23 protein-coding genes and 1 tRNA gene are annotated in these 24431 nt (G+C 45.8%); 14 read left to right on the plus strand and 10 right to left on the minus strand.

Going from position 1 to position 24431, the window contains the following annotated elements:
• Positions 1-24: 24 nt before the first annotated feature.
• Positions 25-1395 (minus strand): magnesium transporter, encoded by a 1371-nt coding sequence (gene mgtE, locus AC1DXC_RS11690; RefSeq protein WP_477459334.1) that lies wholly within the window; start codon positions 1393-1395, stop codon positions 25-27.
• Between the two features lie 200 nt (positions 1396-1595).
• On the opposite strand from mgtE, the gene ychF reads away from it, so the two are divergent.
• Positions 1596-2699, plus strand: coding sequence for a redox-regulated ATPase YchF (gene ychF, locus AC1DXC_RS11695; RefSeq protein ID WP_477459335.1), 1104 nt, complete (start codon positions 1596-1598; stop codon positions 2697-2699).
• Positions 2700-2746: 47 nt separating this feature from the next.
• Here ychF and AC1DXC_RS11700 read toward each other — a convergent pair whose 3' ends face one another.
• On the minus strand, positions 2747-3070 hold the full coding sequence (locus tag AC1DXC_RS11700) for a hypothetical protein (RefSeq protein ID WP_477459336.1): 324 nt from the start codon (positions 3068-3070) through the stop codon (positions 2747-2749).
• Between the two features lie 34 nt (positions 3071-3104).
• On the opposite strand from AC1DXC_RS11700, the gene AC1DXC_RS11705 reads away from it, so the two are divergent.
• The 4 genes from AC1DXC_RS11705 to AC1DXC_RS11720 all read left to right on the plus strand — a co-directional run bounded on the left by AC1DXC_RS11705 (position 3105) and on the right by AC1DXC_RS11720 (position 8493).
• Positions 3105-5123 carry a M13 family metallopeptidase gene (locus AC1DXC_RS11705; protein ID WP_477459337.1) on the plus strand — a complete coding sequence of 673 codons (2019 nt, stop codon included), beginning with the start codon at positions 3105-3107 and terminating at the stop codon, positions 5121-5123.
• Between the two features lie 249 nt (positions 5124-5372).
• The gene (locus AC1DXC_RS11710; RefSeq protein WP_477459338.1) at positions 5373-7805 is read left to right on the plus strand and encodes a TonB-dependent receptor; all 2433 of its coding nucleotides are present in this window, start codon (positions 5373-5375) and stop codon (positions 7803-7805) included.
• A gap of 145 nt (positions 7806-7950) precedes the next feature.
• A tRNA-Arg gene (locus AC1DXC_RS11715) sits at positions 7951-8022 on the plus strand.
• Between the two features lie 117 nt (positions 8023-8139).
• A complete protein-coding gene (locus tag AC1DXC_RS11720) occupies positions 8140-8493 on the plus strand; it encodes a hypothetical protein (protein ID WP_477459339.1) in 354 nt (117 codons plus the stop codon).
• 278 nt (positions 8494-8771) lie between these two features.
• On the opposite strand, the gene AC1DXC_RS11725 is transcribed toward AC1DXC_RS11720, so the two are convergent.
• Positions 8772-9221 (minus strand): KTSC domain-containing protein, encoded by a 450-nt coding sequence (locus AC1DXC_RS11725; RefSeq protein ID WP_477459340.1) that lies wholly within the window; start codon positions 9219-9221, stop codon positions 8772-8774.
• A 213-nt stretch (positions 9222-9434) separates the two neighbouring features.
• On the opposite strand from AC1DXC_RS11725, the gene AC1DXC_RS11730 reads away from it, so the two are divergent.
• Both AC1DXC_RS11730 and AC1DXC_RS11735 read left to right on the plus strand, forming a co-directional pair.
• The gene (locus AC1DXC_RS11730; RefSeq protein ID WP_477459341.1) at positions 9435-9959 is read left to right on the plus strand and encodes an OmpA family protein; all 525 of its coding nucleotides are present in this window, start codon (positions 9435-9437) and stop codon (positions 9957-9959) included.
• Between the two features lie 154 nt (positions 9960-10113).
• Positions 10114-11709 carry a PDDEXK nuclease domain-containing protein gene (locus tag AC1DXC_RS11735; RefSeq protein ID WP_477459342.1) on the plus strand — a complete coding sequence of 532 codons (1596 nt, stop codon included), beginning with the start codon at positions 10114-10116 and terminating at the stop codon, positions 11707-11709.
• Between the two features lie 341 nt (positions 11710-12050).
• Here the strand turns inward: AC1DXC_RS11735 and AC1DXC_RS11740 are convergent, their stop codons facing one another.
• The 4 genes from AC1DXC_RS11740 to AC1DXC_RS11755 are packed head-to-tail and all read right to left on the minus strand — an operon-like array spanning position 12051 to position 14264.
• Positions 12051-12593: a hypothetical protein gene (locus AC1DXC_RS11740; RefSeq protein WP_477459343.1), complete on the minus strand. Its 543-nt coding sequence runs from the start codon at positions 12591-12593 to the stop codon at positions 12051-12053.
• Positions 12594-12596: 3 nt separating this feature from the next.
• Complete coding sequence (locus tag AC1DXC_RS11745; RefSeq protein ID WP_477459344.1) at positions 12597-13070, minus strand: RNA polymerase sigma factor; 474 nt, start codon at positions 13068-13070, stop codon at positions 12597-12599.
• A 2-nt stretch (positions 13071-13072) separates the two neighbouring features.
• Positions 13073-14059 (minus strand): peptidoglycan DD-metalloendopeptidase family protein, encoded by a 987-nt coding sequence (locus AC1DXC_RS11750; RefSeq protein WP_477459345.1) that lies wholly within the window; start codon positions 14057-14059, stop codon positions 13073-13075.
• 10 nt (positions 14060-14069) lie between these two features.
• Entirely contained in the window at positions 14070-14264 is a 195-nt protein-coding gene (locus tag AC1DXC_RS11755; RefSeq protein ID WP_477459346.1) for a hypothetical protein, read from the minus strand.
• 313 nt (positions 14265-14577) lie between these two features.
• Between AC1DXC_RS11755 and AC1DXC_RS11760 the strand changes: the two genes are divergently transcribed.
• Positions 14578-14919 carry a hypothetical protein gene (locus AC1DXC_RS11760; protein ID WP_477459347.1) on the plus strand — a complete coding sequence of 114 codons (342 nt, stop codon included), beginning with the start codon at positions 14578-14580 and terminating at the stop codon, positions 14917-14919.
• A gap of 459 nt (positions 14920-15378) precedes the next feature.
• Here the strand turns inward: AC1DXC_RS11760 and AC1DXC_RS11765 are convergent, their stop codons facing one another.
• From AC1DXC_RS11765 to AC1DXC_RS11775, 3 genes are all read right to left on the minus strand, one after another.
• The gene (locus AC1DXC_RS11765) at positions 15379-15984 is read right to left on the minus strand and encodes a hypothetical protein (RefSeq protein WP_477459348.1); all 606 of its coding nucleotides are present in this window, start codon (positions 15982-15984) and stop codon (positions 15379-15381) included.
• A 32-nt stretch (positions 15985-16016) separates the two neighbouring features.
• Positions 16017-17591 (minus strand): alpha,alpha-trehalase TreA, encoded by a 1575-nt coding sequence (gene treA / locus AC1DXC_RS11770; RefSeq protein WP_477459349.1) that lies wholly within the window; start codon positions 17589-17591, stop codon positions 16017-16019.
• Between the two features lie 69 nt (positions 17592-17660).
• Positions 17661-18329, minus strand: coding sequence for a phosphatase PAP2-related protein (locus AC1DXC_RS11775; RefSeq protein ID WP_477459350.1), 669 nt, complete (start codon positions 18327-18329; stop codon positions 17661-17663).
• Between the two features lie 175 nt (positions 18330-18504).
• On the opposite strand from AC1DXC_RS11775, the gene eat reads away from it, so the two are divergent.
• From eat to AC1DXC_RS11805, 6 genes are all read left to right on the plus strand, one after another.
• On the plus strand, positions 18505-19848 hold the full coding sequence (eat, locus tag AC1DXC_RS11780; protein WP_477459351.1) for an ethanolamine permease: 1344 nt from the start codon (positions 18505-18507) through the stop codon (positions 19846-19848).
• Between the two features lie 81 nt (positions 19849-19929).
• The gene (locus tag AC1DXC_RS11785; protein ID WP_477459352.1) at positions 19930-21318 is read left to right on the plus strand and encodes an ethanolamine ammonia-lyase subunit EutB; all 1389 of its coding nucleotides are present in this window, start codon (positions 19930-19932) and stop codon (positions 21316-21318) included.
• Positions 21306-22073 carry an ethanolamine ammonia-lyase subunit EutC gene (gene eutC, locus AC1DXC_RS11790; RefSeq protein WP_477459353.1) on the plus strand — a complete coding sequence of 256 codons (768 nt, stop codon included), beginning with the start codon at positions 21306-21308 and terminating at the stop codon, positions 22071-22073. Before AC1DXC_RS11785 ends, eutC begins: the two co-directional genes overlap by 13 nt.
• Before the next feature lie 62 nt (positions 22074-22135).
• Complete coding sequence (locus tag AC1DXC_RS11795) at positions 22136-22636, plus strand: hypothetical protein (protein WP_477459354.1); 501 nt, start codon at positions 22136-22138, stop codon at positions 22634-22636.
• A gap of 116 nt (positions 22637-22752) precedes the next feature.
• Positions 22753-23574 carry an oxidoreductase gene (locus AC1DXC_RS11800; protein WP_477459355.1) on the plus strand — a complete coding sequence of 274 codons (822 nt, stop codon included), beginning with the start codon at positions 22753-22755 and terminating at the stop codon, positions 23572-23574.
• Positions 23575-23598: 24 nt separating this feature from the next.
• Positions 23599-24405 (plus strand): helix-turn-helix domain-containing protein, encoded by an 807-nt coding sequence (locus AC1DXC_RS11805; protein ID WP_477459356.1) that lies wholly within the window; start codon positions 23599-23601, stop codon positions 24403-24405.
• The last annotated feature ends 26 nt before the right edge of the window (positions 24406-24431 follow it).

The raw sequence follows: 24431 nt of genomic DNA on the forward strand, positions 1-24431 counted from the left end.
AACTACTCAAACAACAACAACAATTTATAATAAAACGCCTTTCATGAAAAGCACCGCTACCGTAAAGTAGATAATGAGGCCGGTAACATCAACCAGCGTAGCTACGAATGGCGCCGAAGAGCTCGCCGGATCGGCGCCTAATTTCTTTAAGAGCAATGGCAACATGGAACCAGCTAACGACCCCCATAACACTACTCCTACCAATGCAAACCCGACGGTCAGTCCCACTAATATCCAGTGCTCGCCGTATATATCGGTAAAAAATGTCCAGGTATAAATTCTTAAAAAACCAACAATTCCAAGAGTAATCCCCAGCATCAACCCGGATAATATCTCCCGACGCATCACCCGCCACCATTCAGCTACCGTCACCTCACCTAATGCCATGGCCTGAATAATTAGTGTCGAGGCCTGTGAACCGCTATTCCCTCCGCTTGATATAATCAAGGGCATAAATAATGCCAATACTGTTACGCGCTTAATTAAATCTTCAAAAAAACCCATTGCGGTTGCCGTAAACATCTCGCCAATAAACAAAACAATCAGCCAGCCCACACGTTTTTTTACCAATCGAAAGATGTTGATATCCAAATAAGGCTCGTCTAAAGCTTCCGTACCACCTATCTTTTGTATGTCTTCGGTGTATTCTTCGTTGGCTATCCACAGGATATCGTCTACCGTAACTATACCCAGCAATATGCCTTCTGCATCAATTACCGGTAAGGCAGTGCGGTTGTTCATCCTGAAAACGTTGATGGCTTCTTCCTGCGGGTCGTTGGCGCTGAGGGCTATCAGGCGGCCGTCCATAAGGTCGCTCACCTTAGTTTCGGGTTTCACCAACAATATCTCGCGGATCCGGATATCATCCAGCAGCACGCCGTTCTCATCAATCACATAAATAACGTCGATGGTTTCGGAGTTTTTACCGTAGCGGCGTATGTGCGATAGTACACGCGTTACGTCCCAGGTTTTTTTTACGGCCACGTAATCGGGTGTCATCAAACGGCCAACGCTTTCTTCCTCGTAACCTAAAAGCGAAAGGGCCTCTTTGCGGTCGGCAGGGCTAAGGTGCAGGATGAGGTTCTTTACGGCATCGCCATGCAATTCGGCAAAAAAAGCGGTACGGTCATCGGGCGGCAGTTCGTTGATAATTTCCCCAACCTTTTGCCCGGTAAGTTTCTTGATGATGCGTTCCTGGGTGGGGAAATCGAGTATTCGGAATACGTTTACCGCCCGGTTGAGCGACAAAGTAGCGATTATTTTAGGGCCATGCTCGGGAAGTTCGCCTATAAGTTCCTCAACATCAGATATATTCAGGTTGTTCAAATAATCCTGCAGTTGTGCAACGTCCTCCTGCCCCAGTAATAGTTCTACCTGTTCAACCATTTCTTCCATATCACAAACCCTCTTGTTTACATCTTTTTAACGTTGTTTATGCCCTGCTGTTATGCTGGCAAAAGTCGTTTATTTTTTCAAATTCCAAGCCTTTTTTTCTGTTATCTTTGCGCCTTTAAAAGAGTCAGGAAACAAGAGACAAGAATCAAGATTTTTGTCTTGCATCCTGATTCTCGCTTCTTGATTCTAAAAAATAAAATATGGGTTTACAATGTGGTATAGTGGGTTTGCCGAATGTGGGAAAATCAACGCTTTTTAACTGTTTATCAAATGCAAAGGCACAGGCGGCTAACTTTCCGTTCTGTACTATCGAGCCTAATGTGGGCGTAATTACCGTTCCGGATGAGCGCTTGACCAAGCTTACCGAGATAGTGAAACCCAAGAGCATCGTGCCAAACGTTATCGAAATAGTGGATATTGCCGGCCTGGTGAAAGGCGCCAGCAAAGGCGAAGGTTTGGGTAACCAGTTTTTGGCCAACATACGTGCCACCAATGCTATAATACACGTTTTACGTTGCTTTGATAACGATAATGTGATACACGTTGATGGCTCGGTAGACCCTATCCGCGATAAGGAGATTATTGATACCGAGCTTCAGCTGAAGGATTTGGATTCGATAGAAAAGAAGATATCGAAAATAGAAAAGATGGCCAAAACCGGTGGCGACAAAGAAGCTAAGAAAGCTTATGATGTGCTGACCATTTACCGCAACCACCTGCTGGAAGGTAAAAGCGCACGTACCGCCCCTGTTGCCGAAGAAGATCAGGAATATATCGCCGATATATGGTTGCTTACCGCTAAACCGGTAATGTACGTTTGTAATGTAGATGAAGCATCGGTTGTGAACGGCAATGCTTATGTAGAGCGCGTAAAAGCGGTTGCAAAAGCAGAGAACGCCGAAGTACTGATCATCTCGGCACAAATAGAAGCGGAAATAGCCGAAATGGATTCTTACGAGGACCGCCAGATGTTTTTGGGCGATCTTGGTTTAACCGAATCGGGCGTAACCCAGCTGATAAAGGCGGCTTACCGCCTGCTTAACCTCGCAACTTACTTCACCGCCGGTGTGCAGGAAGTACGCGCCTGGACCATCACCCAGGGCTTTACCGCGCCACAAGCAGCGGGTGTTATCCACACCGATTTCGAGAAGGGCTTTATCCGCGCGGAGGTTATTAAATACGATGATTTCGTAAAACATAACGGCTCGGAAGCGGCTATCAAAGAAGCCGGTAAAATGGGCATAGAAGGCAAAACCTATATTGTACAGGATGGCGACATCATGCACTTTAGGTTTAACGTGTAGCCCCCCTGAACCAGGATTTTTCGACCGTATTTTTTCCAGGTTTTATTTTATAGAAATCCGGAAAAAATACCGGGAAATGATGCCGGATGGAGAGGACGTGCATGCCTGATTTTTGCTTCGTTAATCGGCATAAATTTGCTAAAATAGCCGAGAAAAATCCGCGTTTTTCTGTGTTTTTCGGACATTTTTGGGTGTTTTTGTGGCTTTTTCTTCGCAAGGTTAAAAAGGGCGAAATTCGCATGGAATAGCGGTTTTTGGGTAAAACAGCATATTTTCAGGGCTGAGAAAAATTTCCAGCTTTTTCTAACTTTTGCGCGGATTTTAGCTGTAGGTTTCCAGGAATTTCCAACCTTGCCTAATGGTAAAAGCATCTAAAAAATATTACCTTTAAACAAAAAGCTTGTTATGAAGAAAGTACTTTACTCATGTTTGGCCTTATGTATCCTGAGCGCCTGGACATTCCTGGATGGCCCTAAGAGAAGTTTTGTCGATGTAGCCGGAATAGACTCCACCATAAAGCCCGGCGACAATTTCTTCCGTTTCGTGAACGGTCGCTGGTACGATACCGCAAAGATTGCGGACGACCAGGCCGGCGTGGGTTCCTACTCTTTCCTCAACATACCGCAAAAGCAATTGCTGCAAAATATCCTGGATAGCGTTTCGAAAACGAAGAATGCCATGGGAAGCATCGACCAAAAGGTTGGCGATTTTTATGCGTCGGGAATGGATACCCTAACCATCAACAAACGCGGGTACCAGCCGGTTAAGCCCCTATTGGCACGTATCAATGCTATAACTAATGTAGGATCGCTAATGAAATTCGTTGCAGATGAACAAAAAACGGGCAATTCCTCCATCATCGGTTTCGGTATCTCGCCAGATAATAAAAACAGCGGCATCAATATAGCCCATGCGTACCAAAGTGGCACGGGCCTGCCTGAAAAGGGTTATTATTTTAAAACAGACTCTTCTACCCTGCGCACGCAGCAAGCTTATAAAAAGTATATCAGCACCTTGTTTCAATTAACCGGTAGCAGCGCTGCTAGCGCCACAAAGAATGCTGCTGTTTGTTACGGCATCGAAAAACAAATTGCGGCATCGCATAAAACAAATGTCGAGTTGAGGGATATCAAAGCCAATTACCATAAAGTGGCTATCAAATCCCTCGGCAAAACGCAAGCTAATATAAGCTGGGCGGTGTTGCTTGCCAATTTAGGCGCCAAAACCGATACTATCGATATGGCCCAACCGGCTTATTACGATAAGTTGAATGCACTATTGAAATCTGTTCCTATAAACGATTGGAAAACCTACTTAAAAGCCAATACGCTTATCAACTACGCCGGCACGCTGAGCAAACCATTCGTAGATGCCTCGTTTGAGTTCCGTAAAGTATTATCGGGGCAGAACAAGCAAAAATCGCGCAGGCAGGTTATTACCGACGACGTAGATAACTATTTGGGTCAGGCGTTGGGGCAACTTTACGTAAAAAGGTATTTTAATGAGGATGCAAAAAAACGTGTGCTGGTGCTGGTGAATAACCTGCAAAAATCCTTCGAAAACAGGATCAATCATCTGGATTGGATGAGCGATAGCACCAAACAAAAAGCAAAAGAAAAACTATACGCCATCACCAAAAAAATTGGCTACCCCGATAAATGGCGTAATTACGACAGGGTGCGTATCAGCCGCAACCGTTATTTTGAAAACGTGCTGTCACTCAACCAAAATGATTACCAGGTTCAATTGGCAAAACTGAACAAGCCCGTTGATAAAACGGAGTGGGGCACAACCCCATCTACCGTTACCGCTTACTATAATCCATCTTTTAACGAAATCGTGTTCCCCGCAGGTATCCTGCAGTTCCCCTATTTTGATTTTTCGGCAGATGATGCCATTAACTATGGCGGTATAGGGATGGTAATTGGCCACGAGATGACACACGCCTTCGATGACCAGGGCGCACAATTTGATAAGGATGGTAACGTAAAAAACTGGTGGACCAAAGAGGATTATGAAAAATTCAAAGCGAAAACAAGCCAGGTAGCAAATTTATACAGTTCATTCACCGTGCTGGATACCGTTCATGTAAAAGGTGCCCTCACCCTGGGCGAAAACACCGCCGATAACGGTGGTATTGCTATAGCTTACGATGCCTTTAAGATGACGGAACAAGGAAAAGGCAATGTTAAAATTGATGGCTTTACGCCCGATCAGCGCTTCTTCTTGTCGATTGCCCGGATATGGCGCGTGAAAACACGGGATGCGTTCCTGCGTACGTATGTAAATACCAATCCGCATTCGCCTGCCATGTGGCGTGTAAATGGTCCTTTGATGAATTTCGACCCTTTCTATGGGGCTTTTAACGTACAGCCGGGCGATAAAAATTACAAGGCTCCAAATGAAAGGATAAAGATTTGGTAGGATGGCCTTTTGAATACAAAGCGAACTGATTGCACGCAAAGCCGCCAAGACCGCAAAGTTAAAAGCTTAAAAATCTTCGCGCCTTTGCGCCTTTGCGTGAAATAAACTTTACAGCATTTCCTTAACTTAATAGTATGGATTATCTGCCTTATCGATTTCGTTACCAATAGTACCCGTACGTTTTAAATATTGCTAAGTCAGCTTGTAACTATTTATGTAGTGCAGGAGTCTTACAAAAAATACTGATCGATGAATTATTTACGAACGACTATCTGCATGGCCTTGCTATGCCTTTTTTGCATATATGCCCACAGCCAACCCAACAACGCGCATCGTTTTTCGCTCATCGTTTCTGTAGAAAAAGCGCAACCCGCCGAGGCTGCTACCGTAAAACTACAGCAAGGCAATACCGTACTGCAAACCACGCTCACCAATTTGCAGGGCCTTGCCAGCTTCAGCAATATCAAAACCGGCGATTATACTTTTGTGGTTACCTATACCGGCTATGCGCCGCTTACTACGCGGGCGTATCATATCCCCGGCAATATCAATAAAGATTCTGTTACCCTGCAGCCGGCCAGCACCGGGCTTAACGAAGTAAGCATTACTGCCAAAACGCTGCCTGTACAATACAAACAAGGCAAAGTGGTGCTGGATGTAAATGCATCCGTTACCAATACAGGTTCTACAGTGCTGGAGGTTTTGGAACGTTCGCCCGGCGTTACGGTGGATAGGAACGGTGGCATCGCCCTCAACGGCAAGCCCGGCGTAACCGTAATGATAGATGATAAGCTCACCTACCTATCGGGCACCGAACTGGCCAACCTGTTGGGCAGCATGAGCGCCACCCAGGTATCGCAAATAGAACTGATAGCCAACCCCACCGCAAAATTCGATGCCAGCGGCAATGCGGGCATCATCAACATCAAAACCAAAAAGAGTACAGTTAAGGGTTTTAATGGCTCTGTAACCGGTTCTTTCGCCCAAGGGGTTTACTCCAAAAGCAACAACAGCCTTACGCTCAATTACCGGGTGGGCAAGTTCAACACCTTCCTTAATTACAGCGCAAACTATAACACTAACTTTTTCAGTATATATGCCCTGCGTAAATACTATGACAGCAATAACCAGCTTACCGCCCTGCTCGATCAGTTTTCGTATTCGCCGGGCAGAGCCTTCAACAACACCGTAAAAACAGGGCTGGATTATTACCTGAGTGATAAAACCACCATCGGGATCGTGCTTACAGGTACCGCTGTTAATCGTCATAACAGCAATCGCGCCACCGCCGACTGGCAAAATCCGCAGGGCGTAGTAGATTCATCCATATACACCACCAACACCAGCGACAACCGTTTCCGCAACGGTGCCATCAACCTTAACCTGCGGCACAAGGTGACCGTCAACCAGGATCTCGCCGTGGATGCCGACTACCTGCATTACAGTATTAAAGCGAACCAAAACTTCCAAAACGAGCTAAGCGGTACAAATGGTTACCTGGAAGTATCGCGCGGAAACATCCCCACCACCATTAGCATAGGATCCGCAAAGGCCGATTATACCATCAAGGTGAACAAAACCGATGTGCTTGCATTTGGCGGCAAGGCATCGTTTAGCAATACCGATAATCTGGCCGATTACCAGAACCTAATTGGCGGCAACTGGATGGATGACAACGTAAAAAACAACCACTTTATTTATAAGGAGAGGATAAACGCCCTCTATACTTCGTACGATACTAAGCTGGGCAAGGTGAGCGGGCAATTTGGCCTGCGTTACGAGCATACGGGCTATGATGCCAGCCAGTTGGGCAATGCTATGCAGAAGGATTCGTCGTTCTCGCGCTCGTACGGGCAGTTTTTCCCGAGCGGCTATCTAAGTATGGAGGCTGATAGCGCCAACACTTTCACGCTGACCGCCAGTCGTCGTATAGACAGGCCGGCCTTTCAAAACCTGAACCCGTTTTACCTTATCGTAAACAAATACACCTACATTACCGGCGACCCCTACCTGCTGCCGCAGTTCAGCTGGAACTTTGAGCTGAGCCATCAGTATAAAAACCTGCTGCGCACGGCAGTATCGTACAACCGTATAAAAAATTATTTCTCTCAAATATTCGTTGCCGACCCAAGCAACGATGCCATTTTGCTGTACACCCAGGGTAATGTAGGCAGCACGCACAACCTGGGCGCATCGCTAACCTTAACCACCACCCCGGCAAGCTGGTGGCAAATAACCGCACAGGCACAATACAACCATAAGCAGCTAAAAGGCTTCAACGGCAACACCTATACTACGCAGATAGACCAGTTGAACCTGAACGCCAGTAACCAGTTCAGCATTGGCAAAAAGTACACGGCCGAGCTATCGGGCTTTTATACCACCCGCGCCCGTAACGATGTGGCGGAGCTGCTATATCCAACCGGGCAAATGTCGGTAGGTTTATCGCGCCCGGTATTGGGCAAAAAGGGCACCATAAAAGTGAGTGCACGCGATGTATTCTACACCAATGCCATGGAAGGCTTTACCACCTTCCCCAGTGCAACGGAATATTTTTTATTGCGGAGAGACAGCCGGGTTTACAGCATATCGTTTACCTATCGTTTTGGCAAGCAATACAAAACTGTAAAGCGCAGCGGCGGTAGTGCCGGCGATGAAATAGAAAGGGTTGGGAACGGGTAAGCTGTCTGAACTCGAATTGAACGAATTTTAAGAATTAACAGAATTTCTTGATACATGCCAGTACATTCTGCCAATTCGTTAATTCCATAAAATTCGAGTTCAGATAAATCCGCTTGCATAATTATCCTATATTTGCGCCAAGATTGTTTCCGTAGTTCAATGGATAGAATTATGGTCTCCGAAGCCGTCGATATGAGTTCGAATCTCATCGGAAGCACTAGAAATGCCTCGCTTAGCTTAGCGGGGCATTTTGTTTTATATGACACCTGTTTTTAACATCCGCAGAAACATTTACAGCTTAGCTTTGTAGCTATATTAATAAAACTTAAACACTATGGACAACGCATCTATCAACTACCTGCACGTACCTTCGTTAACTGTAAAGGCCGATAATGGCAGGGCACTGGAAGTTTATTTTGAATTGATGAACGCCGCCCTGCTCAACAGAAGCGAAACCGTAGTTTATGCCATCTATCGCGGCAACAAAAAAGACGACAGCATTTTTAACCACCTCAGTATCCCCGGCGAAATTGGCGATAACATCCCGGGGTTGGATAATATCAACCTGAAGGATTACCTGGGCGAGATAAACCTGGCCGGTAGCGATGGATGGGAATACGAAGGCGATAAGTTATCTAAGGCAGAACAGCAGCAGATTGCCAATCATTTAAGAGTTACCAATAATTAGAGCCTTATTATAGATTATTGGGCATTTTTTGATGCACCGGTACATTGGTTGGATTTTTTTTGAATCCGAAAGCCACCGCTAAAATCAACCCTAAATTTAATGCTATGTTGAAGTTGAGCATACCCAAACCTATGGATAAGCCCATAATGCAACCAACAACGGCCGATTTGTAAGAAAAGTTTTTTGCAAGGAATATCATAACATTGTTTAGGCTGATTGTTGTGTTAAATTTAGCTTTTAAATAACACAAATCAAATCCTAAACAACGTGGCGGTTGATTAGGCGCTGGCCACCAGCCTGCTTACGCTGCGGTAAACATAGTTATTGAAGATATGCCTGCGGGCAAAACGGCCTGGCGAATCGGCATTCACAAGCTTTACGTAAATCGCACGCGGTACATCAAAGTACTCGTACTCGCTACCATCTAAAAAGCTCACTTTAAGTACCTGCGATTTGTACTCATAGTCGGCTATGTTCGAAGAAGTGGTGGTTAGGGTGTAGTCGGCAATAGTTTGGTTGCGGGTTTCGGGCGCAATGCTCACCAAAAAGTGGTAAGCTTCTATAATAGTCTTGCTTTTTTCTTCGGCAGCTTCCTTTTCCTCTGCACTATGCTGAAATTTATCGGGGTGCCAGGTTTTCATCATGCTGCGGTAAACTGTTTTCAGTTCCTGCAGTTCTGCAGCTTCGTTAACACCCAATAACTTCCTGTAATCAACTATCTTTTTCATGCCTGCGCCTTTGTTTTTATTTTTTTATTGATAATGAGGCAGATAAAAACCGGCGCTATTTTCCCAATAATGCCGCAAAGGTACGGTTTTTGCTTCTCCTATGCAAGGTTACGCGGGTTATTGTAAAAATGAAGGTTCATCTTCAACGAAATTTAAATTACAATATGCAATCTGTGCTAACGTTTTATATTTTTACGGAAATCCTTATTCATTATGAAACTATTAAGATCGTCCCTATTCGTAGCCGCTATTTTAGGCGGGTTTGTCCTTTTTCCGGCTTGTAAAGCAAAAAAGGCAGTAGTAGCAGCGCCCGTAGCGCCTGCGCCGGCACCAGCGCCCGCACCTGTTGTAGAAGCGCCGAAAACCACACCGGTTGAGCCGCCTGCACCGGCCCCTGCCCCACCCGATTATAATTTCAGCAACATACAGTTTGAATTCAACTCGGGTATATTACGTACCGATGCTTACCCTATTTTGGATAAAGCCGTGGCAGAGATGAAAAAAGACCCCTCGGTTAAATTCGTACTGAATGGCAACGCATCTGCCGAAGGCACGGATGCACATAACCTGGAGCTTTCTAAAGAGCGCGCTACCGCAGTAAAACTTTACCTGACCAACAGCGGTATCAATGGCGATAACCTCACCGTAAAAGGCTGGGGCGAAAGCAAACCTATTGCCGATAACAGCACCGAAGCCGGCCGTGTATTGAACCGCCGCGTGGAAATTAAGAAACAGTAATCCTGAGTGTTCAACATCTAGAAAGAAAGCCTCAAGTCGAAAGATTTGAGGCTTTTTTGTATAACTTCTGATTTAGCCGGTTACCAACTGGAATTCTCTATGGCTATGCTCTTTTTCGCGGCAATCTTATTCATAATTATTTTAGTTTTGATAAATGGATTCATTTTCAAACTATCAGGAGTTTTTAGGGCGTATCAAATCGCAAATACAAAAGGCAAGAATTAAAGCCGTTTTGTCTGCCAACGCACAAATGCTTGAACTTTATTGGTGGATAGGCAATTCCATACTAAACCAACAAAACACCGAGGGTTGGGGTGCCAAAGTAATTTCTCGTATAGCGGCTGATCTTAAAGATGCTTTCCCGGACATGAAAGGTATTTCCGAACGAAATTTAAAATATATGCGGGCGTTCGCCGCTGCTTATCCTTCATTTGTGCAAGGCGGGCTTGCACAAGATATTGATGGCAACACATCTGAAAATAAAAATCCAATAATGCAAGCGCCACTTGCACAAATTACTTGGTATCATCATATTTCACTTTTAGACAAGGTAAAAGATCCGCAAATACGGGATTTCTACATTAGGAAAACGATCGAAAACGGATGGAGCAGGGATGTGATGATAAATCAATTAAATTCCGGATTGCATTTAAGGCAGGGAATACTCCTTCATAATTTCAATCGTACATTACCTCTATCCAATAGCGATTTGGCCCGCGAACTCTTTAAGGACCCTTACAAGTTTGATTTTCTCCAGTTATCAGAAGAGGCAAACGAACGTGAACTTGAAGATGCTCTCGTCAACCACATCTATAAATTTTTGTTGGAACTGGGCAAAGGCTTTGCTTTCATGGGTAAACAATTCCGCCTTGAGAAAGGGGGCAAAGAGTATTTCCTCGACTTGTTGTTCTATCATACTATATTGCATTCTCATGTTATCATAGAATTAAAGATTGGCGAATTCAAACCGGAATACTCGGGAAAAATGAGTTTTTACCTTTCTGCTTTTGACGATGAATACAGAATGGCAGATGACGGGCCAACCATTGGAATAATTTTATGCAAGGATAAAAATAAAGTTACAGCCGAATACGCATTAAGAGATATTAATAAACCTATCGGCATTGCAGAGTATCAATTAACCAATGCGATTCCCACAGATCTTAAATCTGAACTTCCAAGCATCGAAGAGCTGGAAACAGAGTTGGAAAAAGAATTAGAAATACCAAAAAAACCAATCGATGAGAAATTATCAAAATTAAACAACCTCATTACAAAGCTCGGGCAGCCGGAGGTCAAGGAAACGCTCAGTGTCGAACGGACGAAAACCATGTTTAATGAAATACTTATTCCATTAAAGCAACAATTGGATTCAATTTTAAAACCTGTTTGTGAAATGTTTAACGAATCAACCCTTTCGTATTCGATAAATAGCGGGTCGTCGTACCTTGGATCAGCAGATCTCGAGGCAGACCTTTTAACTGGAAATGACATTCATGAATTCGGATTAAATATATTTTTGAGCGGATTTAAAAGAGGCGGCGTGAACGCCTTTAACGCACAACTTGATTTAAAATTCTTTCTGGAAAAATTTAAATATCTTATCGGACCAAGTCGGCAAGCCATATGGGATCAACGTCTTTACCACGAATCATGGTCAAGCGAAGACCTGCAGTTATTGGCTGAGAAATGGGCAGAGCAGATAATTGATGCTATTCAGTTATCTGCAGAAAGAATTAATTTGGTTTAATATTTCAAACGCCTTAATAAAGAAAGTCCCGCACATCTGCGAAACTTCTTTCATTTATACCGCGTTTTTCTAATCGGTCTTTTTAGCGTTTTATCCTCCATTATCAATTCTGGTCTATTTCCAACTCGCTGATGAGGTTATTGGCATGCCCTAAATATCCATGCACCAAAGCACATCCGCATGGGTGCTCTCCAATGCTGTTAAGTTAAAGAGGAGCCATAAAGTTTATATCAGGCAAAGCCGCGAAGACGCAAAGGATCTAAGATTTCAGTTGCGGCCTTCGCGGCTTTGCGGGGTGAAACAAGCTAACTTAATGTTTGGGCCAGAGCGGCTTAGCTACGCTATTCTAATAAGCTAAGCGTATCTCGTAACTTACCTATTCTTTTGGCCCAAACGCGCGCAAGTAAGTAAAGTTGAAATATAAAAACTACGCCCCCGGCACCAGCCAACATAAGTTTGCGCTGATCGATTTTGATGGAAGATAGAAAGAAGTAACCAAGTCCGGCGATCAGCATTATCCTTAGTATTACACTCACCACAGCAAAACGCCTTAGGGAATTTATGCGGTTTCGTAGCGATGAACATATGTCCGGGCCTTCTACAAGTTCCTTTGATAATTGATAGCCATAAACATTCAAAATCATAGGCAGCGTTACGGATATGATTATCGCCGCGTTTGCAAGGATTGGTTTTTTATCCGCATCTAAGCCGGTAAAGCAAACAACAAGAAAAACCGACCAGCCAATCAATTCTATTGTGAATTGCTTCCGGAGGCCACTAAGTACCGGATGGCTTTTCGCTACAGTCATATCTCTAAGGCGGTCAATGTCAATTTCTGGTGTTTTGATGCTTTTCCACTCCTTTTTTAATTCTTCAATTTGCATGGTTTAGATCATTATTTTTCGCAACCTAATTTTAATCCTCGTAAGTTTTACCCCAACGTTGCTTTCGCTGATGCCCAGTATTCCTGCTATTTCCTGATAACTTAATTCATCAAGATACAAGGCGATCAGCGCCCGGTCGGCTTCGTTTAATTGTTTTATGCCAGCCAGTAATTTTTCCTGTTTTTCGCTGGCTTCATTATTTATAGCTTCAAATTGTACATCCGGCAGGTACTCGGCCAATGTAACATTTGGTTTATTTTTTCTGAACGATGCCATAGCGGTATTCAGCGCAATTCGATAAAGCCACGTTGAAACTTTTGAGATGCCACTGAACGACGGGTATGACCGCCAAAGCTGGAAGATCACTTCCTGGAAAAGATCTTCGCGATCCTCCGGGCTATCACGGTAAAGCCTGCATATCTTATGGATGATACCCTGGTTAGCCTTTATCACGCTCAGAAATTCCTTTTCACTCATTATCAATCTTCGATGTTCTTTATTTTTTCTCCTTTTATAGGCGAGTAATCATCCCATACCTGTCTATTTACATAGATATTGTTAAAGTAACATTTTATTCCGGTCGCGTTATCGAAACTGAGTGCATCCTGGATATGGAAATGCAAATGCGGTTCAGATGAATTACCCGAATTGCCACATCGGCCAAGCAATTGTCCTTGCTTTATCACGTCACCCTCTTTTACATTGACGGTATTTTGCTTTAGATGAGCAAAAAAAAAGTACTCATTATTCGCCGACTTTAAAATGACCGAATTCCCCGGTACATACCATGTGTTTACCTGCCCGGGTACGTTGTCTGCAACACCATCCACCGCCAGTACAACAGTTCCATCCGCCGGGGCTAATATCTTTTCGCCGAATGCGTAATAGTCTGCGTTTGATCGCCCGTCGGTTTTGTAAGAACGGCCGTTTAAACCATTAATAACGATATCAAACGCATACTGTTGAAATTTGATACCATTATGCTGATTAAGCGCTTTGGTATCTCCACCCCAAAACACCGTCCATTCACCAATAAAGGGAAGCTTTAATTTAGTGGTATTACGTTTAACTTTTAGCGGATCAATAGCCTGGTAAGGCCTGGCAAACAATCCATTGATTTTTTGGAGACTGTCAACGGCTATCCCTATTATTACCTGCCCCTTATCAAGGTCGACACGAAAGGTTGTGAATGTATTTTTTACCGAAATAAATGTGGTGTTTTTTATATTTCCGTACGTGCTTTTCAGCTGTTCAAGGAAAGCAGTTGTCCGCTCGGGCGGGAATTTAAGCTTTGCTTTTTCGCTGAACAAATCGCATATCAGGTTATAATTTCCGGCGTTAAAGTATTCCGTAAACAATTTGGTAACAGCCCTCGCCTGTGGTGTTTCTTGTTGTGCCAGTGCGCCGGTGGTAAAAAAAGCCGCTATAATGAATGATAGTACCTTTTTTATGAAATTAAATTTCATTGCGATGCTTTTAATGTTTGATTTTGCCGAGTTCTTTATTCAACATTGAGATACTATCCCTCAATATTTGTTGCTGTTTAATTATTGCTGCAACTTTCTGTTCAAGTTCTTGGTTTTTTATATTCAGCCGTTTCTCAGGAGATGAATCCGGTCCGCAGGATGTGGCGGTTATTAGTACAATCGTTAGGAATACCAAAGTTTTCATATAAGCTTTTTAAACTGTTAGTTGTTCGCTTTTTAAAAAACTTACACATTGCGCAAAATAATAATGTGGAACAAACGGCGTACAAGGTTTAAAGTGTTGGCTAAACCAACGTCATCTTTTTAAGCATATCAAGCAACAGCGCATTAAAAGTATTGCCCTTTAGCAGTTTGCAGAGGGCCGTTTGCAGTGGGCACAGTCGAAATATAAAATCGCTTAACGTACCAACTGAAAACTGCTAACCGCCCACCGAAAACTGCGAATTGAAACTAATTCCCGCCACACCAATCTATTATCATACCTTTGTTGTTCACGCATGGAAGAAAGAAAATATTTAACTACCTGGAAAAGGTATATCCCCGTTATCCGCTTGCATTTAAAACGAAGCCTTACCGAAGAGCAAAGTTTTAAATTAAACATAACCGATTTCGAATCGGCGGGCGACCGCGGCAAATCCGGGTACACATTTAATCTAACCATGGAGAATGGCAAGGTTACCAACAACGTTAGCGGATCGGCAGTAGCACGCGACCTTTACGAGGCGCTTAAAGACGATGAAGCCATCAAAGCCTTTTTACAGGACAGAGCTGTAAAGATGTCGGTAGGCAAATCCTTTGTGCTGAGCATCAAAACAACACATATATCCGCTTATAAATAAAAAGGGGCAGCTTTGTCAACTTTTTAAAAGTTGACAAAGTTTAAAACCTTCAATTTTGCACTTGCCCTGGCTGCTACTCCCCCGCCCCTATTTCAACTTGTAGAGATAGATGTCTCCGTGTGGCTTCATTTTTTTACCGTGCCCGACTGCTTTCTTGTTTCCAATACGTTCTTCCGGTTACGAATGCAAACCTGAGAACACATAGCCTACGTACTCATCAAGCAGCACGTACAGCACCATTACTGTTACACAGGCAATGGCGATATAAATGATTTTCCTTTCGATAGACATTGGGTAATTAATTATAATTTCAATCCCGTGCAGCATTTTCCGTGCACTAAACCCAGCGATAGGGATTGAAGCTTATACCGGCCCTGTGGTTAAGGCCCGTGTAGTATGAGCGGAAAGCCCGGGCCAAAGGCATCGCCATTATTTTTATTCAAAGCATCCTGATTCTAACTATTCTTTCTCGCTTAACACCTTAGCCTGGCTTTTTATCATCAGGTCGAATACCTTTTTATCTATCAATTTTATTTTTAGCAACGCCGGGTCGATTTGTTTCTGAGGATGCGGACCATCGAAATAAAAATACCAAAAGCTGCTGATTTGGCTATTGGGTAGTTTTTTAAGAATAGAAACAGTTAGCTCGGGTTTGGTAATTACCCGTTGCTCAAGCCCATGCTGAAAAAAGTTTATAGCGTCTGCGTCCCAATGCCCGCCTATTGCAATCGAAATAATTTTCTTGTAATAGACCGTGTCATTAATGGCGGTAAGCGTATTGAACAAGCCCAAAATATGTAGTTCAGACTCTTCATATAATGGCGCCGGCTTATTTTCGATATACCCGTATAGCAAGTTTAATTCGTTAAAGGTACCGGGAAACTCATTGAAGAAATTCTCCTCATTTATTTCCTTTTGACCGGAGCTGTTTTTCGCAAGCATATAAAGGTGTTTCAACTTTTTTGCTTTAAGCGTAAGAGAATCGCCTGCTAATGCAGCGCTTTTTAACATACTGGGAGTTGCCGCAGAGGTACCTACCTGTAAAAAATTAAGTAATAGACTCATAACCAACAAGCGCAATGTATTGCTCATAATTCTTACTCCCCCTTCTTCTCATCAAAATTATACCGGTTCATCAATTTCAACAACACCCCGTTTGTCCAGCCGAAGCCGTCTTGCAGGGGATATTCGCCGCCACCGGCGGTTAGGCTGGTATCAACCACGTTATATTTTTCCAGCAGTTTGCCGGTTTGTTTGAACACACGGATGTTGAGGTTCATCCAACGGGTGGCTATGTCTTTGGCCAGTTCGTGGTGGTTGTAGTTTTCCAGCCCGTCTATAGCCATATACTGCAATGGTGCCCAGCCGTTAGGCGCATCCCATTGCTGGCCGCTAAAGTTGAGTGTGGTAACCAGTCCACCCGGTTTCAGGAAGTTAGCTTTTAGACCGTCGGCAACCTTTTTGGCTTGCAGGGCGGTAGCGATTTTAAACTCCAGCGGAAAAACTGCCGCAAGGGTTGGTATGGCATTGCGCTTGTTGGTGGTCCAGTTATAATCGTTGAACCAGTCGTTCTTTTCGTCCCAAAAGTATTTCAGGATGGCTTTTTTGCGGGCAATTGCTTTGGCGGCGTACAATAGGTATTGCGCCTTGTTCCCTTTTACGTGATAGCTGCGGGCAATGGTCAACTCCATGTTATACATGAGGCAGTTAAGGTCTACAGGCACCAGGTCGGCAGTTTGTATAGTGCCGATTTTGGCAGGATCGGTAAACCAACGGCTGCTGAAATCCCATCCCGAAGCTGCTGCCGCGCGGATATGGTGGTAAAAGACAGGCAATGCTTGCGTAGTGGTTTTAGCGGCATCCACATCTTTGATGTACGATTCCTCGCGCGGCTGGTCGCTTTCATCCCAGTAGCGGTTAAGCAGGCTGCCGTCGGCCATGCGTACAGCGCGGTGCGAGGCTTTACCTTTGGCCAGCCCGGCCGAGCCCAGCATCCAGTAATTATATTCTTTGATGAGTTGCGGCTGGTATTTGGTAAAAATGGCGTTCCCTTCGCTTTTGGCCAGCAGGTTCACCATCATGGCGAAGAACGGCGGTTGCGAGCGGGTAAGGTAATAAGCGCGGTTGCCGTTGGGGATAAAGCCGTAAGTATCTATCAGGTAGGCAAAGTTATCGATCATGTTTTCGATAACCTTTTCCTGGTGGCTCTGCTGCAGGCCCAGCATGGTGAAATAGCTGTCCCAATAGTATATCTCGCGGAAACGGCCACCCGGCACGATGTACGGGTTAGGCAAGGCTGCTAATGACGATAGCTTTGAGCCGGCATCGGGCTTGCGCTGCAGCACCTGCCAAAGGGTATCGATATGCTTGCGGATGCCATCCTCGATATTGGTTTGGAAAGCATGCGTAGGCGAAGCAGGCGGCGTAAAGTTAGATAGCACGAACTCCTTCAGGTCGAACCCGGTTTTGCCCTTTTGCTCGTTGTACGATTTCATGATCTGGCTGGGCTCGAACCTGGGCGTACAATCTACAAAGGTTTTATTATCGGGGAAGATATCCGACGATTGCACGGCCTCGAACAAACCGGGGAACAGCTGGCGCGGCGTTTTTTGCTGTGCATGCGCGTATGAGGTAACCAGTACCAAAGCAATTACGAAGATTTTCCTGAACATAGTATAGCCGTTTATAATGGTAATAACGAGCTATAAATTTAAGATATTATGCACTAACCACAAGCTTTTTTAAGCCTGGTCGCCCGTAATTTTAGCGGGAGGGCTTAGCTTGAGGAAATAGCAGGTAATGCGGTAGATGATGTAGACAAAAAACGGGGCCGCTAAAACATCGATAGTGTAGTGGATATGCTGTATCAGCAGCAGCACGATTACCGCCACGAGGGCAAAAAAGGCAACGATCTTATCGCTGCGTTTATCAACGCATAAGAAGATCAGCATCATGGTAGAGGTGTGGCCGCTGTAGAAAAGATCTTTGGTGATAACGGCATTGCCATAAAATATACCTGTGATAGGGTCTATAAGGTGAACCATGCCGCGCGGCGGATCCAGCGCGAAGGCGGCGATAGTGATCATGCGCGAGAGGTTTACGAAGAACAGCGTCCAGGCGTATTTGATGTAGATATTGGGATCGTACAAAGCGCGCGATACTACCAGTATGCCCATGCTCCAGATGATAGCGAAAATCAGGAGGGATACGTTGTAGGCGGGCAGGTGCGCCAGCACCCAATCGTTCAACACGATGCCGTTTCGTTTCTCTATCTGCCCGAAAAAGAAGGGCATGGAAGCTAATATGATGATGGTAAGTACAGAAGCCAGCAATATTTTGGAGCGTGTTTCCGGCGTTTGCAGGGCTTCAACCCAAATTTCTTTTATCGTACGGGTATTATTCTTAGGCACTATTCTATTACAATATTAATCAGGGCTGCAAAGTTAAAAAATCGCATGAATATTAAACCAGCGTTATCTTATTATTAGATTAAGATAACAGTATGGCCGGTTTTGCACGTTTGTGGCGCAAAATTTCCGGCTCAGGTTTTTTATCTGTACCTTAAAGGCACATTAACTACAGGCTTTGGAAAACACAGATTCGAAACAACTGAAGCGGGTGCTAAAGCCCCTGCATTTATGGGCCATAGCGGTGGGCCTGGTTATCAGCGGCGAATACTTCGGCTGGAATTTCGGGTGGAACGTATCGGGCACGGTAGGTTTCCTTATCGCCACGGTAATCGTTACTGTAATGTATGTTACCTTTATTTTTAGTTATACAGAGCTTACTACCTCCATACCCCACGCAGGCGGCGCATTCGCTTATGCTTACCGCGCCATGGGGCCTTTTGGCGGGCTTATTGCCGGCTACGCTACCCTTGTCGATTTTTTGATTGCCACGCCGGCCATCGCGTTTTCGCTGGGCGGCTACCTGCACTTTCTGCACCCGGCCATCGGGGTGCTGCCTTCTGCCATGGCTTTTAACGCAATTTTTATCATACTTAATATTTATGGGGTAAAGGAGTCAGCCACGTTTTCGGTGTTCATCACCATTTTGGCCGTTATAGAACTGCTGCTCTTTATGGGCGTAGTTGGTCCGCATTTCAAGATGGATAATTTTTTAACCGACGCCATGCCCTTCGGTTGGAGCGGCGTTTTTGCGGCCCTGCCCTTCGCCGTGTGGTTTTATTTGGCCATAGAAGGCGTGGCCATGGTTGCCGAGGAGGTTGATAACCCCAAACGGAACATTCCCCGGGGATACATTTATGCTTTGGGCACGCTGGTTATTTTAGCATTCGGCGTAATGATACTCACCGGCGGCGTTGCCGACTGGCACAAGCTAAGTAGCATTGCATACCCTTTGCCCGAAGCCATCAGCCTGGTGCTGGGCAAGGGCAGCGGACTGACGCAGCTTTTTGCCAGCATAGGCTTGTTCGGGCTTATTGCATCTATACACGGCACCATCATCGCCTCGTCGCGGCAGGTGTATGCCATGGCGCGCAGCGGTTACCTGCCAAGGCCGCTGGCCAGCGTAAGCCAACGCTTTAAAACACCGCATTGGGCCATTATTGCCGGCGGGATAATTAGTTTTGCGGCTTTGTATATCTATCAAAAACAGCTGGACCAAATCATCATCCTATCGGTATTGGGAGCCGTAACCATGTACATGATGAGCATGATAAGCCTGTTTGTAATACGCCATAAGGAACCTAAATTGGAGCGGCCTTTTGCTGCCATATTTTACCCGGTTTTCCCGGCGATAGCCCTGCTTATTTCCGTTATTTGCCTCGTTGCCATCGTTTACTACAACCTGCAGCTAAGCCTGGTGTTTTTTGCGGGACTGGCTATTGCGCTGACAATTTTTATGCTGATGGGCAAACACAAAACCAAAATTATGGACGATGAAATGCTGAATGCCGGTTTGCAGTAGGCAGTTTGCAGTGGGCATCCATCTATTCGAAAACTCAGTCATTCAATAATTCACTAACTCAATAATTCAGTCTTTAACTAAATGCCCTACCAGCACACCATCCTCGGTAAAGTTTACAGCTTCGATAGCCTGCGGGTGCTGCTGGCCAAGGCTTCGCCGCACCGTACCGGCGATGTGCTGGCCGGGTTAAGCGCAGGAAGCTACGAAGAACGCGTTGCTGCGCAGATAACGCTGTCGGATGTGCTACTTACGGATTTTTTGAACGAGGTAGTTATCCCCTACGAAGAAGATGAGGTAACGCGGCTGATTATGAATACCCATGATGCCGAAGCGTTTAAAATTATCAGCTACCTTACCGTAGGCGGACTGCGCGATTGGCTGTTGCTGGATGAAACCGATACTGCGGTATTAAAAAGCGTAGAAGATGCCCTCACGCCCGAAATGGCCGCCGCCGTATCAAAAATCATGCGCAACCAGGACCTTATCGCGGTAGCAAAAAAATGCGAAGTGATAACCAAATTCCGTAACACCATCGGGTTAAAGGGCCATTTTGCCACCCGCCTGCAACCCAACCACCCTACCGACGACCCGCGTGGCATTGCCGCGAGCCTTTTAGAGGGCTTGCTATACGGTAGCGGCGATGCCTGCATAGGCATAAACCCGGCTACCGATAGCCCCGCAGCGGTACTAAAAATTGTTATGCTGATAGACCAGCTGCGGCAACAGTTCGATATCCCCACACAATCCTGCGTGCTCAGTCACATCACCACCACTTTAGAGCTGGTAAACAAAGGCGCACCTATCGACCTTTGCTTCCAATCCATCGCCGGTACCCAAAAGGCAAATACCAGTTTCGGTATCGATTTAAACTTGCTGGAGGAAGCCTACGCCGCAACCCTGTCGCTCAAGCGCGGTACCGTGGGCCATAACGTAATGTATTTCGAGACCGGGCAAGGTAGTTGCTTATCGGCCAATGCCCATTACGGGGTAGACCAGCAAACCTGCGAAGCGCGTGCCTATGCTGTCGCCAAAAAATTCAAGCCGCTGTTGGTAAATTCGGTAGTGGGTTTTATCGGTCCCGAGTATTTGTACGATGGCAAGCAGATTACCCGCGCAGCTTTGGAAGACCATTTTTGCGGAAAGCTGCTTGGCCTACCCATGGGTATGGACGTTTGCTACACCAACCACGCCGAGGCCGACCAGGACGATATGGATAACCTGCTTACCCTGCTGGGCGTAGCGGGCTGCAATTTTATCATGGGCATACCCGGTTCTGATGATATCATGCTGAATTACCAGTCTACGTCCTTTCACGATGCGCTTTATCTGCGCAAAGTACTGGGCCTTAAACCCGCGCCGGAGTTTGAGGCCTGGCTGATAAGGCAGGGCATAACCGATGCTGATGGCAACCCCAACAAGGGCGGGCCGGAAGCTTTCATCAACAAAACGCAATCCTTGTGGCTAAAATAGTAAAGCATAAACCCAACCCCGATGAACCTTTAAGCTTTTTAAAGGAGTTTACGCAGGCACGCATTGCGTTGGGCAGCACGGGCAGCAGCATCCCTACCAAACCCTCACTGGAGTTTAAGCTGGCACATGCCCATGCACGCGATGCGGTATATTCGGTAATGGATACGGAAGCGCTGGCCGATGAGTTGGAGCAATTCCACCTGCCGGTGCTGCAGCTGCATAGCCAAGCCACCGGCCGCGAGCAATACCTGCAACGGCCCGACCTTGGCCGCTTGCTTGACGAGCTATCCGTAAACCGCCTGGCCGACCAGATATCGAACGACGGCATCGTACTGATACTGGCCGACGGACTCTCGGCAACAGCCATCAACCAAAACGCGCTGGATCTATTAAAACTGCTGATACCCAAACTACAAGCCGCCAAGCTGAAACTGGCCCCGCTTTGCCTGGTAGAGCAGGGCCGGGTAGCCATTGCCGATGGCATAGCGGCAGAACTGGGCGCATCGCTTTCGGTGATACTGATTGGCGAACGGCCGGGTTTAAGCTCGGCTGATAGCATGGGAGCCTATCTCACCTATATGCCCAAACCCGGCCTTACCGATGACTCGCGCAACTGCATCTCCAATATCCGGCCCGAAGGTTTACCCATTGCACAGGCGGCTGATAAATTATTTTATCTGATACAAGAATCCTTAAACCGCAAGTTATCGGGCGTGGCCCTGAAGGATAATGAGGGTTTGTTGTCACCCCATTAATTGCACTGCTTACAACAACTGCTGCTGAATTGTTGTATATTGGGGCTTCAACATACCTTATCATGGCATATAATACAAATCAACCACAAACACCGGCAGCGTTCATGCGCATATTTACCATAATCCACCTGGCATTGGCTGCCGGGCAGATACTTTTTGCCGTCGTAGTTACTTTGCTAAGCAAGCGCATTATCATCAACGTGCGCGATACGCACGACCCGCTTTTATACGCTGTACCCGCGCTTGCCATAACGTGTTTTATACTCAGTAATTTTATATTCAAGAAGATATTGAGCAGCGCTGTAAAGCCTGATAATACTTTAAAACAAAAACTGACAATTTACCAAACCGCGCTAATTGTGCGGCTGGCTTTGTTGGAAGGCCCCTCCTTATTTGGCATCGTAGCCTTTTTTCTCACCGGCTCGCTTTTTTTTATTGTGATATCTTTGTTATTGGTGGGCTACTTTATCTACATCAGGCCCACAAAAAATAATATTGAAGAAGCATTGGAACTGAGTTACACAGAAAAACAAGCCTTTAGCCAGGGAGACCAACAGCTATAAGCCTGTCACCTGAGCTTTATACCAAAGTAATTTGAGCTTCCTACCAAAACTGCACCCTTAATTTACCCCGACATTTGTTTTATACAAAGCACAAAAGCTTTATAAAATAAAAACAAATGAAAATCACGCAAAAAGTAATACTAATAACCGGCGCATCTGCCGGCATGGGTAAAGATTTCGCAAAAGAATTATTGAAGGATGGGCACATCGTGTATGGTGCCGCCCGCCGCACCGATAAGATGGAAGACATCCGCCAGCTGGGCGTTAAGGTTTTATCGCTTGATGTAACCGACGACGCCTCGATGGTAAACGCTGTTGACACAATCGTTAAAGCAGAGGGACGAGTAGATGTGCTGATAAACAACGCAGGTTACGGCTCCTACGGCGCGATAGAAGATGTACCTCTGAGCGATGCCCGCCAGCAAATTGATGTGAACGTTTTCGGCGCAGCGCGGATGGCCCAACTGGTAATCCCCCATATGCGTGCGCAGAAGTTTGGGCGTATTATCAATATCACCTCAATCGGCGGCAAACTGGCCACACCCCTGGGCGGCTGGTACCATGCCAGTAAATTTGCATTGGAAGGTTTAAGCGATAGCCTGCGCAACGAAGTTGCCCAATTTGGGATAGATGTTGTGGTGATAGAACCCGGCGGCGTAAAATCTGAATGGGGCGACATTGCCATGGAAAGCCTGAATAAAGTATCGGGCAGCGGAGCTTACAGTGCCATGGTAGAACGCTCGGGGCAAATTAGTAAAAAGACCAAAGCCAACGAGTCGGAACCCGGCGTTATCACCGCGCTGGTGCGCAAGGCAATCGAAGCCAAAAAACCGAAAACACGTTACCACGGCGGTTATCTGGCCAGCGTACTATTGTTCTTGCGGAAAGTACTGCCCGACAGAACTTTCGATGCCATATTGATGAGCCAGTTAAAATAATTATTGGATATATTTAACGCTAATATGATGGACGAAAAAGGCCATATCCAATTCAACAACCTGCTCTATTCCTGCGGTGCCGAAAAGCAGCGCGGTAATGAGCAGTTTGTTTACGAGCATGCCCTGGGCTACGTGGTTTCGGGCGAAATGCACATGGCTACCACTAACGGCCTCGTAATAGTCGAAGCCGGCACTATGGGGCTGGTGCGGCGGAACCAACTGATAAAAACCACTAAAGTACCACCACCGGGCGGGGCGTTTAAATCGCTAAGCATATTTTTGAGCCAGGATTTTTTGCGGCGGTACAGCGCAGAAAACAAACTGGGCCCGGTTGAGCCTTACACAGGCACGCCACTATACAAGTTGCGGCCCGACGCTTACCTGAAAGGTTATTTCGATTCGCTGCTGCCGTATTTTGCACAAGATGCCCAGCCAAATGCGCCTTTGGCAGAATTGAAGACGAGGGAGGCTGTGGAACTCTTGCTGCGGCACGACCCAGGCTTAAGCAAGATACTGTTCGATTTTAGCGAACCCGGTAAAATAGACCTCGAATCGTTCATGAACCGGAACTACATGTATAACGTGCCGGCGGAAAAATTCGCCACGCTTACGGGCCGTAGCCTGGCCAGTTTCAAGCGCGATTTCGGGAAGATTTTCCATACCTCGCCGGGGCAATGGCTGCTGCAAAAACGCCTTGCCGAGGCCCATTACCTCATCAGCAAAAAAGGCCGAAAGCCATCGGATGTTTACCTGGATGTGGGTTTCGAGAACCTTTCGCATTTTTCGTACAGCTTCAAAAAGACTTTTGGCGTTGCGCCATCGATGGTGTAATGTTTTTGTGATGATGTTAATCCGAT

It is taken from the genome of Mucilaginibacter sp. P2_D11, assembly GCF_056404435.1.

Coding starts and splice junctions, on each gene's coding strand:
- mgtE (WP_477459334.1), bottom strand. CDS start 1,395: ATGGAAGAAATGGTTGAACAGGTAGAACTATTACTGGGGCAGGAGGAC.
- ychF (WP_477459335.1), top strand. CDS start 1,596: ATGGGTTTACAATGTGGTATAGTGGGTTTGCCGAATGTGGGAAAATCA.
- AC1DXC_RS11700 (WP_477459336.1), bottom strand. CDS start 3,070: ATGCTTTTACCATTAGGCAAGGTTGGAAATTCCTGGAAACCTACAGCT.
- AC1DXC_RS11705 (WP_477459337.1), top strand. CDS start 3,105: ATGAAGAAAGTACTTTACTCATGTTTGGCCTTATGTATCCTGAGCGCC.
- AC1DXC_RS11710 (WP_477459338.1), top strand. CDS start 5,373: ATGAATTATTTACGAACGACTATCTGCATGGCCTTGCTATGCCTTTTT.
- AC1DXC_RS11720 (WP_477459339.1), top strand. CDS start 8,140: ATGGACAACGCATCTATCAACTACCTGCACGTACCTTCGTTAACTGTA.
- AC1DXC_RS11725 (WP_477459340.1), bottom strand. CDS start 9,221: ATGAAAAAGATAGTTGATTACAGGAAGTTATTGGGTGTTAACGAAGCT.
- AC1DXC_RS11730 (WP_477459341.1), top strand. CDS start 9,435: ATGAAACTATTAAGATCGTCCCTATTCGTAGCCGCTATTTTAGGCGGG.
- AC1DXC_RS11735 (WP_477459342.1), top strand. CDS start 10,114: ATGGATTCATTTTCAAACTATCAGGAGTTTTTAGGGCGTATCAAATCG.
- AC1DXC_RS11740 (WP_477459343.1), bottom strand. CDS start 12,593: ATGCAAATTGAAGAATTAAAAAAGGAGTGGAAAAGCATCAAAACACCA.
- AC1DXC_RS11745 (WP_477459344.1), bottom strand. CDS start 13,070: ATGAGTGAAAAGGAATTTCTGAGCGTGATAAAGGCTAACCAGGGTATC.
- AC1DXC_RS11750 (WP_477459345.1), bottom strand. CDS start 14,059: ATGAAATTTAATTTCATAAAAAAGGTACTATCATTCATTATAGCGGCT.
- AC1DXC_RS11755 (WP_477459346.1), bottom strand. CDS start 14,264: ATGAAAACTTTGGTATTCCTAACGATTGTACTAATAACCGCCACATCC.
- AC1DXC_RS11760 (WP_477459347.1), top strand. CDS start 14,578: ATGGAAGAAAGAAAATATTTAACTACCTGGAAAAGGTATATCCCCGTT.
- AC1DXC_RS11765 (WP_477459348.1), bottom strand. CDS start 15,984: ATGAGTCTATTACTTAATTTTTTACAGGTAGGTACCTCTGCGGCAACT.
- treA (WP_477459349.1), bottom strand. CDS start 17,591: ATGTTCAGGAAAATCTTCGTAATTGCTTTGGTACTGGTTACCTCATAC.
- AC1DXC_RS11785 (WP_477459352.1), top strand. CDS start 19,930: ATGCCCTACCAGCACACCATCCTCGGTAAAGTTTACAGCTTCGATAGC.
- AC1DXC_RS11795 (WP_477459354.1), top strand. CDS start 22,136: ATGGCATATAATACAAATCAACCACAAACACCGGCAGCGTTCATGCGC.
- AC1DXC_RS11800 (WP_477459355.1), top strand. CDS start 22,753: ATGAAAATCACGCAAAAAGTAATACTAATAACCGGCGCATCTGCCGGC.
- AC1DXC_RS11805 (WP_477459356.1), top strand. CDS start 23,599: ATGATGGACGAAAAAGGCCATATCCAATTCAACAACCTGCTCTATTCC.